Genomic DNA, 15,345 nt, shown 5'->3' on the forward strand with positions numbered 1-15,345 from the left:
GGTAATGCCGTATCAACATAACCAGTTCAGGCAATAGCATTGGCGTTGAAGCAAATCCAGCCTTAGTGGTCATTCCGAACAGGCTTGCTGCTGTCGCTATCGGCATGACCAGCGCCTCCAAGCAATGGCCGATGGAAGGAAAACATCATGCGTATCGTCGACGTCGTCGAAATCACCAAGCCGATCGCCTCTCCGATCCGCAACGCCTATATCGACTTCTCGAAAATGACGGCGAGCCTCGTCGCCGTGGTGACTGACGTCATGCGCGACGGTCGCCGCGTCGTCGGATACGGCTTCAACTCCAATGGCCGCTATGGCCAGGGCGGCCTGATTCGGGAACGTTTCCGCAATCGCATCGTCGAGGCCGAGCCTGCGAGCCTGCTCGACGACGCCGGCACCAACCTCGATCCGCATCGGATCTGGGCGGCGATGATGTCCAATGAAAAGCCGGGCGGGCATGGCGAGCGCTCGGTAGCGGTGGGCACGCTCGACATGGCGGTCTGGGACGCCGTCGCGAAGATCGCCGGCAAGCCGCTGTTCCGCCTTCTCGCCGAAAAGAAGGGCCGTGAGGCCAATCCCCGTGTCTTCGTTTACGCCGCGGGCGGCTATTATTATCCGGGCAAGGACAATTCGGCGCTGCAAGCGGAGATGCGCGGCTATCTCAACCGCGGCTACAACGTGGTGAAGATGAAGATCGGCGGCGCGTCGATCGACGAGGACCGCGGACGGATCGAAGCCGTGTTGAAGGAGATTGGTTCGGAAGCGCGGCTTGCCGTCGACGCCAACGGACGCTTCGATCTCGAAACCGGGATCGCTTACGCGAAGATGCTGCGCGACTACAAGCTGTTCTGGTACGAGGAGATCGGCGACCCGCTCGACTACGCGCTACAAGCCGCCATGTCGGAATTCTATCCGGGTCCGATGGCGACCGGCGAAAATCTCTTCTCGCACCAGGACGCGCGCAATCTGCTCCGCTATGGCGGCATGCGGCCGGATCGCGACTGGCTGCAGTTCGATTGCGCGCTGTCGTACGGGCTTGTCGAATATCTGCGGACGCTCGATGTCCTGGCACAGCATGGCTGGTCGCCGTCGCGCTGCATCCCCCATGGCGGGCACCAGATGTCGCTGAACATCGCGGCAGGTCTCGGCCTCGGCGGCAATGAGAGCTATCCGGACCTCTTTCAACCGTATGGCGGCTTTCCCGACTCCGTTCGCGTCCAGGACGGCCACATCGTCATGCCCGACCTTCCCGGCATCGGCTTTGAGGGAAAATCCGACCTGATCAAGGTGATGCGCGAACTGGCTGAATAGCGGAACGCAGTTTCACGCACAAAAAAGCAAACCGCCCGTCTGTGCTGATCACAAACGGGCGGCTCGTTAGCCTTCAGGCGCTATGGGGGCACATCGCCCGAGGCGTTAGCTCACGACTTGAAGTTCAGCTTTGCGGCTGATCGTTCGGCGGGGTCGGACGCGGCTTGTGCTGCGCCATGAACTGGTCGAACTCTTCCTTGTCCTTGGCGTGACGCAGGCGATCGAGGAAGTCGCGGAATTCGACCTGCTCTTCCTCAAGGCGCCGCAACGTTTCGGTGCGGTATTCGTCGAAGGCGCGGTTGCCGCTCGAGGGCGGGCCGAAACCACCGAAGCCGAAACCACGGCGCTCCATGCGGCCGCGCATCCGGTCCATCTTGTACTGCATCCGCTCCATCTTGTTCTGCCAGCGATCCTGGTGACTCCAGCAACCCATTTTTCTGCTCCCGAGTGTGAAAAAGAGAAGGGCAAGCCCGATCGGCCACCAGATGATGAAGCCGAGGATGGTTACGGCGATCCAGCCAGGATGCCAGGGGCTATCCAGCATATGCGGGGGCCGACTGGTTTCTTCAGCGGGGCCGCGCCATCGATTGACATCTGCGGTGTAGGCCATTTCCCTCTCCATGACGGCGATCACGCCGTTGTGAATGTAAATAACATTTACATACCTAAACCATCCACGTTTTTTGTCAAGCGGGCGGCAAGCGGCGGCCGGTAAATTATTTTGGAGAGCCCCAAGGACCGGCCGGCGGAACCGGCGGCGGGCCGGACGGCTTCTCGCTCGCCGGGTCCTTCGCGGCGGGCCTGCGATCGGTCGGGAAGCCGAGCCCGCGCAGATAAATCAGCACTTCGGCTTCCAGCAGATCCTCGGCCGACATCGGCAGCTTGCGGCGCGCCGCATCGCCCCGCGCAAACAGCGACGCCACGCCGTGCGACATCGACCAGATGTGCAGCGCCATCATCATCGCCGGCGGCCGCGGCATGCCCGGCGGCACCAGCGCGGCGAGACGCTCGGCTGCAGCCCTGATGACGGCGAAGGCGCGTTCGCTCGCCGCCTGCAATGTGGGGCTGAGGTCGACCGGAAGGCCGGATTCGAACATCGCCGAGTAGAACGCCGGCTCATCGCGCGCGAAGGCCAGATAGGCTTTGCCGAGCCGCTCGAACGCCGTGACGGTGTCAGGGCGGCCGTCGTCCCAGGCTTGCAGCAAGAGCGCCTCGAACTGCTCGAAGCCGCGCTGGGCGATCGAGGACAGCAATTCGTCGCGATCGCGAAAATGCCGATAAGGCGCCGCCGGGCTGACGCCGGCCATGCGCGCGGCGTCGGCAAAGGTGAAACCGGCCGCGCCCTTTTCGGCGATCAGCCCGAGCGCCGCCTGCAGCAATGCCTCTTTCAGATTGCCGTGATGATAGCCGCGCTCGGGGCGGCGGGGTTCCTTGCGCCAACTCATGTGAAAGGCTTTTACATGAGTTGGCTATAAAGGTCACTTATTTTGCGCGTTCAGGAAGTGTTAACGGGCGGAAATGCGTAGGCGCACACTGCTCCACCGCCTCAAACGCTCGTCTGGGACCAAAAACGGAAGAGGAGCGAGCGCAGGCGGGAGAGGTTCCAGCGCCTCACCGCGCCTTGTTCGCATTTGCCTGCTGCAGTTCCTCAAACCCTTTGGCGGCTTGCTGCACCTCCTCCGACCAATCGGACATCTCCTGCACCTGGCGGATTTCGATGATCTCGTTCTCGGAAGCCGGGCATTTCTTGGCCCAGGCGATCGCCTCCTCGCGCGACGCGACGTCGATCATCCAGTAGCCGCCAAGCACTTCCTTGGCCTCAGTGAACGGACCGTCGGTGACGATGGGCTTGCCTGACGCAAACGACACCCGCGCGCCCATCGACGGCGGGTGCAACCCGTCGAGCGCGATCAGGACTCCGGCTTCACTCAGCGCCTCATTGTATTTCATCATCGCCTTGACGCGCTCGGGATCGAGCTGCACATCCGGCGCCGCGGTCTCATAGCCCAGGGGGATCATCAGCATCATGAATCGCATGGTGGGAATTTCCTGTTTGGTTTGGGGTCATTCCGGGGCAGCCCGCAGGGCTGAACCCGGAATCTCGCGCAACAATCTCGGGATTCCGGGTTCGCGCTTCGCGCGCCCCGGAATGACAAAGTCATTTCTTCCCAGCCTGGGCGCGCAGGCGATCTTCCTGCTCGCGCAGTTCGGGGGTGAACGCCTCGCCAAAATCCTCGGCCGCGAACACCTGGCGGATTTCGATCTCGGCGCCGCCGTCGAACGGCGCGCGCTTCATCCACGCGATCGCCTCATCGAGCGATTTTGCGTTGATCAGCCAGAAGCCGCAGACGAGATCGCCAGTGAAGGGGAACGGACCTTTGACCGCACTGCCCTCTCCGCCCTGGTATTTGACGCGCGCGCCCTTCGAAGACGGATGCAGGCCCTCGCCCGCCTCCATCATGCCGGCCTTGACCAGTTCCTCGTTGAACTTGCCCATCGCGGTCAGCATTTCCGTGCTCGGCATCACGCCGGCTTCGGTTTCCTTGCTGGCCTTCACAATCACCATGAATCGCATCGTTTCGCTCCGTTGTTTGTCTGGCCGCTCGGCCGGTACCATCGCTCGTCAACATGACGAACCGGGTTTTGCGACACCGACATGGTTCTCGAAATTATTTTGGAGACCATTTTCCTCGGACCAGATGGGGCCGGAGGAACTTAGCTGTCGCCCTGGCGAACGAAGGCGCCGTTTTCGTAGGTCGCGCCGAAATAGACGTCGATGCGCCTGATCCTGTCGCCCGCAAAAGCGAAGAACTCCGTATTGCGGAAACTCTTGCCTTCCCTGGCGACGCATCGATAGGTCACGAACGCCGCCTCGCCCTCGACCATGATCGTTTCGAGATCCTGCCGTTCGATCCAGTCGCTGTTCTTCCAGCACCGCGCGAAATAGGTCGCCTTGTCGATTTCGTCGTCATAGGGGCTGGTGAAACGGAAATCGTCGGTGAAGGCGGCCTCGACCGCCGCGCGGTCGTTCGCCAAATAGGCGGCGAACAGGTTGCGGATAATCCCGGTCTTGCTTGCGGCGCTCATTCAGCGCTCCTTCGGCACCATATTGAAATAGGGCTTGGCCTCCTTCAGCACCCGTGCGAACGACGGCCGCGCCTTCAGTCGTTCGAGATAGGCGGCAAGGTTTGTCTCGCCATCGCCGAACGGCTGCGCCATGCTGCCGTAGAACAGCGACGGCGCCGCGGCGCAATCGGCGAGGCTGAAATCATCGCCCATCGCCCAGGCTCCGCCGGCCATCTGTCGTTCGATCATCGCGTAGGAAGTGCGCAGCTGCGCCCGCGCCTCCTCGACGCCGTGGGGATCCTTCGGCCCTTCAGGGCGAAGGCGGTCGAGCATGATCTTCTGCATCGGCAGATGCACATAGAGATCGTAGAAGCGGTCGCGCAGCCGGGTCTGCAGGGCCTTGTCAGCGTCAGCCGGAAGCAATCGCGTGCGTCCGAGATAGTGGCGATCGAGATATTCGATCACGATGCTCGATTCCGGGACGATCTCGCCCCTGGCATCGTCCTGCAGCACCGGAAATTTTCCAATAGGCCACAGTTGCAGCAAGGCGGCGCGTTCGGCCGGATTGCCGAGATCGACCAGCTTCGGCGTGAACGGGACGCCGATCTCGTACAGGGCAATCAGCGCCTTCCAGCAGAACGATGACAGCGGGTGGAAATGCAGGGTCAGTGACATCTGGACTCCGGAGTGTTTTGGGCACGTCAGCAAGACGAACCAGGGTTTGGCAGGCCGACATTTGCTCCGAATTATTTCGGAGCGGCGGGCGCGTAGCGCAGGATCACGATCCCGCTTGACATCGGCCGGCTGTCCAGCAGCTTGAGCCGGGTCCGCGCGCCCTGTTTGAACAACGGCGTTCCGCCGCCAAGGATGATCGGGTTCAGCGCGATGCGGAATTCGTCGATCACGCCGTGCGGAATCAGGTGCGACGCCAGATCGGCGCTGCCGAACAGAAAGATATCCCTCGGCGCATCGCGCTTCAATTTGGTGACGGTATCGACCACGTCGTCCGCGAACATCTGCGTGTTGTTCCAGCCGGATTGTTTCAGCGTGCGCGAGAACACGTATTTCGGCACAGCATTCATGAAGTCGGCGACTTCGCCGGTCGCATTCGGCCAATGGTTCGCCATCAGCTCATAGGTGACGCGGCCGAACAGCAATCCGCCGGCGGCGTTGAGCTGCTCGATCGACAACCGCTCCAGTTCTTCGCCCCAGACGTCTTCATGCCAGGAGATGTCCCGGTTCGGCCCTTCGACGAAGCCATCCAGCGTCATCAGGTTCCACATGATCAGCTTTGCCATCTCGGCGCTCCCTTAACTGATTGCGATTTGCAACTGGTTGTATCCTGAGACAACCGGTGCAATAATGCAAGCAGTTTTTTCGGAGACGAATCCATGGCTGACGACCAACGCTCCGGCTGCCCGATCAACCTCACGCTGGAAGTAGTCGGCGACAAATGGAGCCTGCTCATCATCCGCGACATGATGTTCGGCAACCGGCGGCATTTTCGCGAGCTATTGACCAAGTCCGAGGAAGGCATCTCCTCCAACATCCTCGCCGACCGGCTGAAGACATTGCTCGACGCCGGCATCATCACCCGCGAGGACGATCCCAGCCACAAGCAGAAGGGAATCTATTCGCTGACCGAACAGGGCATCGAACTGCTGCCGGTCCTCGCGCAGATGGCAGCCTGGGGTTACCAATATCTCCCGGTCTCCGAAGAACTCGGCATCCGCGCCAGGTTGCTCCGCGAGGGCGGGCCCAAAATGTGGGCAGAGTTCATGGACGAGTTGCGCGAGACTCATCTGGGTCAGGTCCGGCGCAGGAAGGGGCCGACGGTCGGTGAGCGGCTCCAGGCGTATGAGAGTGTCGTGAACCGGACATAACGTTCAAAAAGCTCAAGAAATTCGCTCCGTATGAATACGTAGCCGGCAGGCATGGTCGGAGGCCGTCACTCTGCCCATCAACGTGCACACGCGACAAATTATCGCGATGGATGAAGGCGCAAAGACAATTCACACCCGGGAGCGCGTTCGCAGGAATTTCATCAGGCGAAACATTGGCGAACGAGATGGTTTACGGTTGATAAACGGGTATCTGCAACTTTTTCCCGTAGTGAATTATCAGCCATCCATTTTTCAAACAGCGCGCGGAGCCTCACGTGTTCAATCTGCAAAAGAAAGCAAACACCCAAAGCGCGCTTGCCCAAGCCGCTGCCATCAACAAGTCGCAGGCCGTGATCGAGTTCAAGCTCGACGGTACCATCGTCACCGCGAACCCGAATTTTCTCGGCGCCGTGGGCTACACGCTGGCCGAAATCCAGGGCAAGCATCACGGCATGTTCGTCGATCCGGCCGAGCGCGAGAGCGCGGCCTATCGCGAATTCTGGGCGCGGCTGAACCGGGGCGAATTCCAGGCCGCCCAATACAAGCGGTTCGGCAAGGGCGGCCGCGAGATCTGGATCCAGGCGTCCTACAATCCGATCCTCGATAGCGGCGGAAAGCCGGTCGGGGTCATCAAATTCGCGACCGACATTACGGCGCAAAAGATCCACAGCATGGAGGACGCCGGCAAGATTGCCGCCCTCAGCCGGGCCCAGGCCGTGATCGAGTTCAACATGGACGGCACCATCGTCACCGCCAACGAGAATTTCCTCGGCGCGGTCGGTTACGCGCTCGAGGAGATCCAGGGCAAGCACCACAGCATGTTCGTGGTCCCGGAAGAGCGCGACAGCGCTGCCTATCGCGAATTCTGGGCGCGGCTGAACCGCGGCCAGTACGAAGCCGCCGAATACAAGCGCCTCGGCAAGGGCGGCAAGGAAATCTGGATCCTCGCCAGCTACAATCCGATCCTCAACGAGGCCGGCAAGCCGTTCAAGGTGGTCAAGTTCGCCACCGACGTCACCGCGCAGAAGCTGAAAGCCGCCGACAATGACGGGCAGATCGCCGCGATCGTCAAGTCGCAGGCCGTGATCGAATTCAACATGGACGGCACGATCCGCACCGCCAATCCGAATTTCTGCGCCGCGCTCGGCTATTCGCTGCCGGAAATCCAGGGCAAGCATCACGGCATGTTCGTCGAGCCGAACGAGCGCAACGCGCCGGCGTATCGCGAATTCTGGGAAAATCTCAACCGCGGCCAGTACCAGGCGGCGCAATACAAGCGGATCGCCAAGGGTGGCCGCGAAATCTGGATCCAGGCGTCCTACAATCCGATCCTCGACCTCAACGGCAAGCCGTTCAAGGTGGTGAAATACGCGACCGACATCACCGCCCAGGCGATTGCGCGCAAGAAGGCCGAGAACGCCCGCGGCCTGATCGAGTCGGTGGCAGCGGGCAGCGAAGAGATGAGCGCCTCGATCCGCGAAATCTCCGAGACCATGACCAAGTCCAAGGCGAATGCCGCGAACGCGACCGCCCGGGTCGAAGCCGCGGACGCGCAAGCCGTGAAGCTCAGCGCCGCTTCGCAAGCCATGAGCGGTATCGTCGAACTGATCGGCAACATCACCGGACAGATCAACCTTCTGGCGCTGAACGCCACCATCGAATCGGCGCGGGCGGGCGAAGCGGGCCGCGGCTTTGCCGTGGTGGCCTCCGAGGTCAAGAACCTCGCCAATCAGGCCAAGCACGCCACCGACACGATCTCGAAGGAGATCGAACAGCTGAACGGCGTCGCCAGCGAGGTCGTGGGCTCGCTCACGGCCATCAAGGAGGCGATCGCCAGCGTCAACGAGTTCATCGCCTCCACGGCGGCCGCCGTGGAAGAGCAGAGCGCCGTCACATCGGACATGTCGTCCAACATGCAGCGCGCCTCCGCCGAATTGGCCTGATACGGGACCGCCAGCCCCTCGTATCGGTTCAATCAGCCTTCGGGAGCCATCTCGAAGGCGAGCTTGACCGGCACCGCAGGCGCAGAAGCGCAGCGGTGCCGGCTTTTTTGGGCATCGGCGTTCGCTCAGACCTGGTCCCACCGCCGCGTCACTTCCGTCGCGCCCTCCGGCGTGGCCTCGAACACCGGCGACGCCAGGACGGCGTGGATATGCAGCATGTCGGTGCCGGAATTGCGGAAGCCGTGCAGTTGCCCAGCCGGCACGATCAGGGATTGCCCCGACGTGACGATGCTGTGTTCCCCGCCGAGCCACATCTCGGCCTCGCCCTCGCGCACGGTGAGCACCTCCTCGACGGGGTGCGAATGCGTCGGGGCGCCGGCGCCGGGCGCGATCCATTGCTCGAAGATGCACAAATGCTTGGCGCCGTTGCGCGCCGAAACCAGCATGCGGGTTTCCACGCCCAGCCGCCATTGCTCCGGTGGCATATCCCTGACGTCGACCACCCTCATTGCCGGACCCTTTCGGTTGCCGTGACCTCGCGTGGTTCGAGAACGTGCGCCGGATGCGGCGCAGCATGCAAGCGGGGGCTACCGGCAGGTTCGAGACACAATGAACGGCGTGGGGTATAGAGCCAAAGAATCAATCATCAGCGGACCTGCTCCATGCCCACTTCCCTATCAAAAGTCGCACTTGTCACCGGCGCCGCGCGCGGTATCGGGCTTGCGACCGCAAAACGCTTTCTCGCCGATGGCTGGCGGGTGGCGCTGCTCGACATCGAGGGCGAACTGCTGCGTGGCGCGGTCGCGGCGCTGGCCGATCCCGACAATACGCTGGCGCTGCATTGCGACGTCAGCGATGCCGGCGCGGTGGCCTCGGCGATGACAAATGTGATCGGGCGCTTTGGGCGGCTCGACGCGCTGGTCAACAATGCCGGCGTCGCTGTGTTCGCGCCGCTGCTCGAGACATCGGACGAAGACTGGAACCGGATCCTCGCGGTCAATCTCACCGGGCCATTTATCTGCACCAAGGCCGCCGCGCCCCTGATGCGCGAGCATGGCGGCGGCGCAGTAGTGAACATCACCTCGATCTCGGCGGTGCGCGCCTCGACGCTGCGCTCGGCCTACGGCACCAGCAAAGCGGGGCTTGCGCATCTCACCAAGCAGCTCGCGGTCGAACTGGCTTCGCTCGGCATCCGCGTCAACGCCGTGGCGCCCGGCCCGGTCGAGACCGCGATGGCGAAGGCGGTTCATACCCCGGAAATCCGCGCCGATTATCACGACGCCATTCCGCTCAACCGTTACGGCCTCGAAGAAGAACTGGCGGAAGCGGTGTTCTTCCTGTGCAGCGACCGTTCCAGCTACATCACCGGGCAGGTGCTGGCCGTCGACGGCGGTTTTGATGCCGCCGGCATCGGCTTGCCGACCCTGCGCGGCGAGCGGCGGAATGGCTGACGGAGCCTTGCCGGACGTGCCAACGTTGACTAATTCAACAGCTCCCGGACGAAGGAGCTGCACATGCGAATGGCGCTCATCAAGGCAATTGTTGTTGCGGCGGCGCTGTGCGCTGCGGTTTCACCTGTTCGTGCCGAGGTGCGCATCCTCGCCAGCCCCGGCGGACAGGTCGGCCCGTTTCTCGACCTGTTCGAGCGCCTGCGCGCGTCCGGCGAGCGCGTCGTGATCGACGGGCCGTGCCTGTCGGCCTGCACGCTGGTGCTGAGCACGGTGCCGAACGAACGCATCTGCGTGACGCGCCGCGCGGTGCTCGGCTTCCACGGCGCGCGGTCGATCGACCGCCGCGGCCGGATGTATGCCGAACCGGAAGCGTCGCAGGCGGTGCTGGAAGCCTATCCGGAGCCGGTTCGTAAATGGATCAGCCGCCGCGGCGGATTGACGTCGCGGATGTTGTTGCTGCGCGGGCGCGAACTCGCCGCGATTTACCCGTCGTGCAGGTGAAGGATTTGTAGGGTGGGTTAGGCGAAGCCGTAACCCACCGCCTTTGAGCGGGGAAAGTGGTGGGTTTCGCTACGCTCTACCCACCCTACGCAGCTATGCACCCACCGTCATGACTGCATATCTGCCGGGCAGTTGACCATCCAGGGCGTGCCGAACTTGTCGACGCACATGCCGAAACCATTGGAGAAAAAGGTCTTGGCAAACGGCATCTTCACGGTGCCGCCATCGGCCAGCGCGTTGAAGCGGCGCTCGGCGTCGGCGGGGTTCTCGACCTGCAGCGCGACCGCAAAACCCTGCGGCTGATGGAAGTCGCCGGGAAATGCATCGGAGGCCATCACCACCTCGCCGTCGACCGTGAAGCTGGCGTGCATGATCTTCTTCTTCCATTCCGCCGGGGTCGGCATGTCGGCGGGTCCGCCTTCATAGCGCATCATCGCGTCAATCTTGGCGCCAAGCACTTTTTCATAATACTTCAGTGCTGCTTCGCAGTTTCCGTTGAAGAACAGATAGGGATTGACCTGCATCGTTGGCTCCTTGGGTGAACGGATTTGGCGTGAACGAATTTGCGGTGAACGTGCGCTACTTCTCGGTGAGCTTTTTCAGATTGGCAAGACCAGTCTCGAAATCCCTGCCGATCATGCGGTCCAGGTTCATGAACACCTGCATCACCTTGGACAGGAACACGGCGGGCCCGGTCATCGTCCAGGTCAGATGGGTAGCATCGCCCTGCGGCAGCATTGTGAATTCGGCAGTGTTGTGACCTTCGAACGGCTTGAAGAAATCGAGCTTGATGAGGATCCTCGAGGGCACTGACGTTTCGAGGATTTCCATGCGGCCGGACCCGACATTCTTGTTGCCGTCCCAGGCATAGACCGCGCCCTTGCCGCTGTCGGCGCCGCCATAGGTGCGCTTCAGCGCAGGATCCCTGTCCTCGTAGGGCGACCAGCTGCGCCATTGGTGAAAATCGTTGATCAGCGGAAAGATCCTGTCCGCCGGCGCCTTGATGCTGATGGCGCGCTGGACCTGGAACGTATCCGGCTTGGTCGCGGCCAGAATCAGCACCGCGGCGATGGCAATCGCCAGGACGACGGCGATGATGGCAATGATGTCGAGCATGTCAGGCTCCGTACGGGCTGGTGATTATGATGCAAGTCGGCGGCGGAAAGGAATGAAATTGCGCAAGGCCGGATCGCGCAGCCACAGCCCGCCCCATACCATCAGGCCGAGATAAAGCCCGAACAGCGTGTGGGTGAACAGCGGGCTGTCGATCCGGACATGGGATGCCATCGCGCCGCCGAGATACCCGGTCAGCAGGATGGCGCCGAGGATCGAGGTCGGCGGCACCGAATACAGCACGGTGCAGACGATGGTGATGATGCCGAGGCTGCGCGCCAGCGTTTCGCTGGAACCATAACCCATCTTGTCCATCGTTTCCGTGACGATCGGCCACGGCACCAGCTTGATGGCGCCGTCGAACAGCAGGAACACGATGACCAGGCCGGAGAGAATACGGCCGGTCCAGCGGGCGGTTTTGGCGACCGGCGCGGGTTCGTCGATCGCAGTCATGGTGGACATGGCTTTCTCCTGTCATTTGCATAATTCCAGGACGAACGAGCCTGACGTAAACAGACAGGGCAGCGAACTTTTTTCAGGGGCCGCAACTCACGCCGCATAAGCAATGGCAGGTGGGCCGCATGAATCGACGGAGCACGCCGCCAGCGCAGTCTCTGGCGAGGGCATCTCTGATCGAGATGGCACACATCACCATGGCCGATTTCATGCGTGCGATCAGCGACATGCGATTGAAATAACCGCGCGCCTGGCACGAACCTTTCATCGCGAAGGCGCGACTAACGGCTGTCAATCGAGACAGCCACCCCCGGCAAAACCCATCCATTCTGGAGCACGACCAATGTCCTGCGAACAAAAGACGCTTGTCAAAATCAACCGGCCTGAGGACTCGATGTCCTATGCCATGATCGTCATCGGCGGCGGTGTCGGAAATCTCGCCGCAGCGATTTATTCTGCTGTTGCAAACGGCCTGCGTCGCGTCCTGACTGCGCAAGCGCCGGCGAGGGAACGCCATCTCCCGGCTGCATATTCTCAGCAGGGTTAATTGCGATCGCAGCTTCCGCGCAGCTTTTGATAGCGAAAGCACGACCAACAAAATTCATCGAAGACCAATCATTGCAGATCATTCATTCTGGAGCACGACCATGACCCCCGACCAGAAAGCGCTTGTCAAAACAACCTGGAGCCTCGTGGTCCCGATCGCCGATACCGCCGCGACATTGTTTTACGGCCGGCTGTTCGAAATCGACCCCTCGACGCGCCCCATGTTCAAGAGCACCGACATGCCGGAGCAGCGCAAGAAGCTGATGCAGGCGTTGGCGACCGTGATCGCCGGTCTCGATAACCTCGCGCCGCTGATCCCGGTGCTGGAAACGCTCGGCAGGAAACACGTCGCGTACGGCGTCCTCGACAAGCATTACGACTCGGTCGGCACCGCATTGCTGTGGACGCTCGAACAAGGCCTGCAAACCGCATGGACACCGCCTGTGCAGGACGCCTGGATCGCGGCATACACGGCGGTTGCCGGCGTGATGCGCAATGCGGCAAAGACGGTTCCGAACGCCGCATGACCGGCGCCGCCGGTGCTTGTCGAACCTCACGCGAGGTTGAGGCGACATAGGTCCGTTCATCTCGAACGAGAGTGGAAGGACATGGATCCGCAATTGGAGCTTGATTCCATCCTGATCGCCCTGCGCGGCGCAAGCCTCGAGGAGCAAGCGGAGATCGGCCGGGGCGATCTGGCGTCCCTGCTTCATGTCGCGCCGCCGCAACTGGTCGACAAGATCATCAAGATGGCGCGGCGCGACAACCGGATCAGGAATGCGCTCGCCGCGTCACGGTATTATTGCGGCCTCGGAAAGACGATCTGCGACAAGATTGATTCCGTGGTGAGCGCGCCGTTCCCGGCGGCGCTTCAGCCCAAGCGGAAACCGTCCTCCAGACGCTAGCTATCGATCCTGTTTTCCAACTCCATCCACGCAATCGGACCAGGCCACGCAGAACAACGTGAACACGAAGATGTTCCAGCTTGGCTGGATGTCGCACCACGCCGCCACGACAGGAACGGGCAAGGCGAAAACAAGCGGCCGCGCGATCCAGCGCAGGCAGAAAAATCTCGCGCTGGCAGGCTCGCCGAAAGCGACTTTTCGCAATGTGTCGATCATCACCAGGCCCGTGCTCCACCGTTGCCGGTTAGTCGCGGGCGTTCGGGCGCGGTTCAAATCCGCGAGGCCGAATGGCCTGTTGCCGGCTGAAGCAGAGGCCTACGTCCCGGCCTTGGCGCCGCGCGGCTTGCTGTCGCGCATCAGACGGTCGAGGTGCATGCGGATGTGGGCGGCTTCGGCCGAGGTGTTGGCCAGCGCGATGGCGCGGTCGAAGGCGACTCGGGCCTCCTCGTTGCGCCCGAGCTGCATCAGGAAGGCGCCGCGCACGCCGAAATAATGAAAGTAATTCGACAGCCGCGCCGCCAGCGGCTCGATCATGTCCAGCGCGGCTTCGGGACCTTTCACCTTCGAAACGGCGACAGAGCGGTTGAGCGTCACCACCGGCGACGGCTGCATGATCTCGAGCGCGCCGTACAGCAGATCGATCTGGGTCCAGTCGGTATCCTCGGGCTTTTCGGCGCGGGCATGCAGGGCGGATATTGCCGCCTGAGTTTGATAGGGTCCGCTGCGGCGATGGCGCATCGCCTTGTCGATCAGCGCCAGCCCCTCGGCGATCATCTTGCCATTCCACAGCGTGCGATCCTGGTCGTCGAGCAGGATCACCGCGCCGTCGGCATCGAACCGCGCCGCGGCGCGCGCGTGCTGCAGCAACAGCAGCGCGGTCAGCCCCATGATCTCGGGCTCGCTCTGGAACAGCCGCAGCAACAGCCGCGCCAGCCGGATCGCTTCCTCGCACAGCGGGCTGCGGATCTCGGCGGTATCGTCGCTCGCCGAATAGCCCTCGTTGAAGATCAGGTAGATCATCGCGGCGACCGCAGCCAGCCGTTCGGTGCGCTCCACCGCCCCCGGGGTCTCGAACGGCACATCGGCGTCGGCGACGCGGGCTTTTGCACGCGTGATGCGCTGCTCCATCGCGGCTTCCGAAACCAGGAAGGCGCGCGCGATCTGCTTCACCGTCAGGCCCGAGACGATGCGCAGCGCCAGCGCGATCTGCTGCGTCGCCGGCAGATCTGGATGGCAGCAGATGAACAGCAGCCGCAGAATGTCGTCGCGGTAATGCGAGCCGTCGAGCCGCTCGGCGAGTTGCTCCTCGGCGTCGTCGGTATCCGAGATCGCGTGGTCGTCCTCGGGCAGCGGCTCCTGCTTGCGGCCTCGCCTGATGTCGTCGATCGCGACGTTGCGCCCGACCATGATCAGCCACGCCGCGGGATCACGCGGCGGGCCGTTCTGCGGCCAGCTCTTCAGCGCCCGCAGGCAGGCATTCTGGAAGGCTTCCTCGGCGGTTTCGAGATTGCGGAAATAGCGCAGCAGCGCGCCGACTGCCTGGGGGCGCGCCGAGGTCAGCGCGCTATCGATCCAGGCGGTGTCGGTCATTTCGGGGCGCTCCCGGGTGTGAAATGGCCAACTGGACGGATTTCATAGGCGCCACCGGGATTGGCCTTGCCGAGATCGCGCGCGACGTCGAGCGCCGCGTCGAGATTCTCGCAATCGACGACATAGAAGCCGAGCAATTGCTCCTTGGTCTCGGCATAGGGGCCGTCGATCACGACCGGCGGATCGTCCTTGCGCAGAGTGGTCGCCGACGTGGTCGGCAGCAGGCGGGCGACCGGGCCGAGCCGGCCCTGCTTGGTGAGCTTGTCCTGCACGACCCGCAGTTTGGTCATGACCGCGGCGTCCTGTTCCTTGGTCCAGGACCCCGTAAAATCTTCGTCGTGGTAGCAAAGGATGGCGTACAGCATGCGACCCGCATCTCCGTTGTCTCTTGATGAGGCATGATCTTATCGGAAAACCGGAGCCCACTTTTCCGGATCATGCCTAGGACGAACGATTATGCCCGCTGCCGACAGGGGAGCGAAAGAAATTTTCGAGTGTTCCACGCCCGGTCAGAGACCGACAATCGAAATGCCGGCAGGTGCATGACAGCCATGACCACAGCCGGAATTACGATGATTTG

22 protein-coding genes are annotated in these 15,345 nt (G+C 62.3%); 8 read left to right on the forward strand and 14 right to left on the reverse strand.

What is annotated here, in order from left to right; genetic code table 11:
• Positions 1-147 precede the first annotated feature (147 nt).
• A complete protein-coding gene (locus JQ575_RS09205; RefSeq protein ID WP_212032900.1) occupies positions 148-1,311 on the forward strand; it encodes a mandelate racemase/muconate lactonizing enzyme family protein in 1,164 nt (387 codons plus the stop codon).
• Positions 1,312-1,435: 124 nt separating this feature from the next.
• On the opposite strand, the gene JQ575_RS09210 is transcribed toward JQ575_RS09205, so the two are convergent.
• From JQ575_RS09210 to JQ575_RS09240, 7 genes are all read right to left on the reverse strand, one after another.
• Positions 1,436-1,921, reverse strand: coding sequence for a DUF2852 domain-containing protein (locus tag JQ575_RS09210; RefSeq protein ID WP_211999528.1), 486 nt, complete (start codon positions 1,919-1,921; stop codon positions 1,436-1,438).
• Positions 1,922-2,027: 106 nt separating this feature from the next.
• Positions 2,028-2,756 carry a TetR/AcrR family transcriptional regulator gene (locus JQ575_RS09215; RefSeq protein WP_212032901.1) on the reverse strand — a complete coding sequence of 243 codons (729 nt, stop codon included), beginning with the start codon at positions 2,754-2,756 and terminating at the stop codon, positions 2,028-2,030.
• Between the two features lie 166 nt (positions 2,757-2,922).
• Complete coding sequence (locus JQ575_RS09220) at positions 2,923-3,348, reverse strand: YciI family protein (RefSeq protein WP_212032902.1); 426 nt, start codon at positions 3,346-3,348, stop codon at positions 2,923-2,925.
• A 121-nt stretch (positions 3,349-3,469) separates the two neighbouring features.
• A complete protein-coding gene (locus JQ575_RS09225; protein WP_212032903.1) occupies positions 3,470-3,886 on the reverse strand; it encodes a YciI family protein in 417 nt (138 codons plus the stop codon).
• A 140-nt stretch (positions 3,887-4,026) separates the two neighbouring features.
• Positions 4,027-4,398, reverse strand: coding sequence for a nuclear transport factor 2 family protein (locus JQ575_RS09230; protein WP_212032904.1), 372 nt, complete (start codon positions 4,396-4,398; stop codon positions 4,027-4,029).
• On the reverse strand, positions 4,399-5,052 hold the full coding sequence (locus tag JQ575_RS09235; RefSeq protein ID WP_212032905.1) for a glutathione S-transferase family protein: 654 nt from the start codon (positions 5,050-5,052) through the stop codon (positions 4,399-4,401).
• Between the two features lie 71 nt (positions 5,053-5,123).
• Entirely contained in the window at positions 5,124-5,675 is a 552-nt protein-coding gene (locus JQ575_RS09240) for a dihydrofolate reductase family protein (protein ID WP_212032906.1), read from the reverse strand.
• A 93-nt stretch (positions 5,676-5,768) separates the two neighbouring features.
• On the opposite strand from JQ575_RS09240, the gene JQ575_RS09245 reads away from it, so the two are divergent.
• Positions 5,769-6,260 (forward strand): helix-turn-helix domain-containing protein, encoded by a 492-nt coding sequence (locus JQ575_RS09245; RefSeq protein WP_212032907.1) that lies wholly within the window; start codon positions 5,769-5,771, stop codon positions 6,258-6,260.
• 275 nt (positions 6,261-6,535) lie between these two features.
• A complete protein-coding gene (locus tag JQ575_RS09250; RefSeq protein ID WP_212032908.1) occupies positions 6,536-8,203 on the forward strand; it encodes a PAS domain-containing methyl-accepting chemotaxis protein in 1,668 nt (555 codons plus the stop codon).
• Between the two features lie 125 nt (positions 8,204-8,328).
• Here JQ575_RS09250 and JQ575_RS09255 read toward each other — a convergent pair whose 3' ends face one another.
• Complete coding sequence (locus JQ575_RS09255; protein WP_212032909.1) at positions 8,329-8,712, reverse strand: cupin domain-containing protein; 384 nt, start codon at positions 8,710-8,712, stop codon at positions 8,329-8,331.
• Positions 8,713-8,865: 153 nt separating this feature from the next.
• Here JQ575_RS09255 and JQ575_RS09260 point away from each other — a divergent pair, with 153 nt between their 5' ends.
• Together JQ575_RS09260 and JQ575_RS09265 are read left to right on the forward strand one after the other, a co-directional pair.
• A complete protein-coding gene (locus JQ575_RS09260; protein ID WP_212032910.1) occupies positions 8,866-9,654 on the forward strand; it encodes an SDR family NAD(P)-dependent oxidoreductase in 789 nt (262 codons plus the stop codon).
• Positions 9,655-9,723: 69 nt separating this feature from the next.
• The gene (locus tag JQ575_RS09265) at positions 9,724-10,155 is read left to right on the forward strand and encodes a hypothetical protein (RefSeq protein ID WP_249166556.1); all 432 of its coding nucleotides are present in this window, start codon (positions 9,724-9,726) and stop codon (positions 10,153-10,155) included.
• Positions 10,156-10,262: 107 nt separating this feature from the next.
• On the opposite strand, the gene JQ575_RS09270 is transcribed toward JQ575_RS09265, so the two are convergent.
• Genes JQ575_RS09270 through JQ575_RS09280 form a run of 3 tightly spaced genes read right to left on the reverse strand, consistent with a single transcriptional unit; the run spans position 10,263 to position 11,721 of the window.
• Positions 10,263-10,679 carry a VOC family protein gene (locus tag JQ575_RS09270; RefSeq protein ID WP_212032912.1) on the reverse strand — a complete coding sequence of 139 codons (417 nt, stop codon included), beginning with the start codon at positions 10,677-10,679 and terminating at the stop codon, positions 10,263-10,265.
• A gap of 55 nt (positions 10,680-10,734) precedes the next feature.
• On the reverse strand, positions 10,735-11,271 hold the full coding sequence (locus tag JQ575_RS09275) for an SRPBCC family protein (RefSeq protein ID WP_212032913.1): 537 nt from the start codon (positions 11,269-11,271) through the stop codon (positions 10,735-10,737).
• Between the two features lie 24 nt (positions 11,272-11,295).
• Positions 11,296-11,721, reverse strand: a complete 426-nt coding sequence (locus tag JQ575_RS09280) for a DoxX family protein (RefSeq protein WP_409364777.1) — start codon at positions 11,719-11,721, stop codon at positions 11,296-11,298.
• A 346-nt stretch (positions 11,722-12,067) separates the two neighbouring features.
• Between JQ575_RS09280 and JQ575_RS09285 the strand changes: the two genes are divergently transcribed.
• The 3 genes from JQ575_RS09285 (at position 12,068) to JQ575_RS09295 (ending at position 13,175) form a co-directional block, all read left to right on the forward strand.
• Positions 12,068-12,271, forward strand: a complete 204-nt coding sequence (locus JQ575_RS09285; protein WP_212032915.1) for a hypothetical protein — start codon at positions 12,068-12,070, stop codon at positions 12,269-12,271.
• Between the two features lie 100 nt (positions 12,272-12,371).
• Complete coding sequence (locus JQ575_RS09290; protein ID WP_212032916.1) at positions 12,372-12,797, forward strand: globin family protein; 426 nt, start codon at positions 12,372-12,374, stop codon at positions 12,795-12,797.
• Between the two features lie 81 nt (positions 12,798-12,878).
• Complete coding sequence (locus JQ575_RS09295) at positions 12,879-13,175, forward strand: hypothetical protein (protein WP_212032917.1); 297 nt, start codon at positions 12,879-12,881, stop codon at positions 13,173-13,175.
• Here the strand turns inward: JQ575_RS09295 and JQ575_RS09300 are convergent, their stop codons facing one another.
• From JQ575_RS09300 to JQ575_RS09310, 3 genes are all read right to left on the reverse strand, one after another.
• On the reverse strand, positions 13,176-13,391 hold the full coding sequence (locus JQ575_RS09300) for a hypothetical protein (protein ID WP_212032918.1): 216 nt from the start codon (positions 13,389-13,391) through the stop codon (positions 13,176-13,178). It abuts the gene before it with no gap.
• 99 nt (positions 13,392-13,490) lie between these two features.
• Positions 13,491-14,765 carry an RNA polymerase sigma factor gene (locus JQ575_RS09305; RefSeq protein WP_212032919.1) on the reverse strand — a complete coding sequence of 425 codons (1,275 nt, stop codon included), beginning with the start codon at positions 14,763-14,765 and terminating at the stop codon, positions 13,491-13,493.
• Entirely contained in the window at positions 14,762-15,130 is a 369-nt protein-coding gene (locus JQ575_RS09310) for a YciI family protein (RefSeq protein ID WP_192736849.1), read from the reverse strand. The genes JQ575_RS09305 and JQ575_RS09310 overlap by 4 nt, the downstream gene beginning before the upstream one ends.
• Between the last annotated feature and the right edge of the window lie 215 nt (positions 15,131-15,345).

The sequence above is a fragment of the Bradyrhizobium sp. JYMT SZCCT0428 genome (assembly GCF_018131075.1).
Lineage (GTDB): Bacteria > Pseudomonadota > Alphaproteobacteria > Rhizobiales > Xanthobacteraceae > Bradyrhizobium.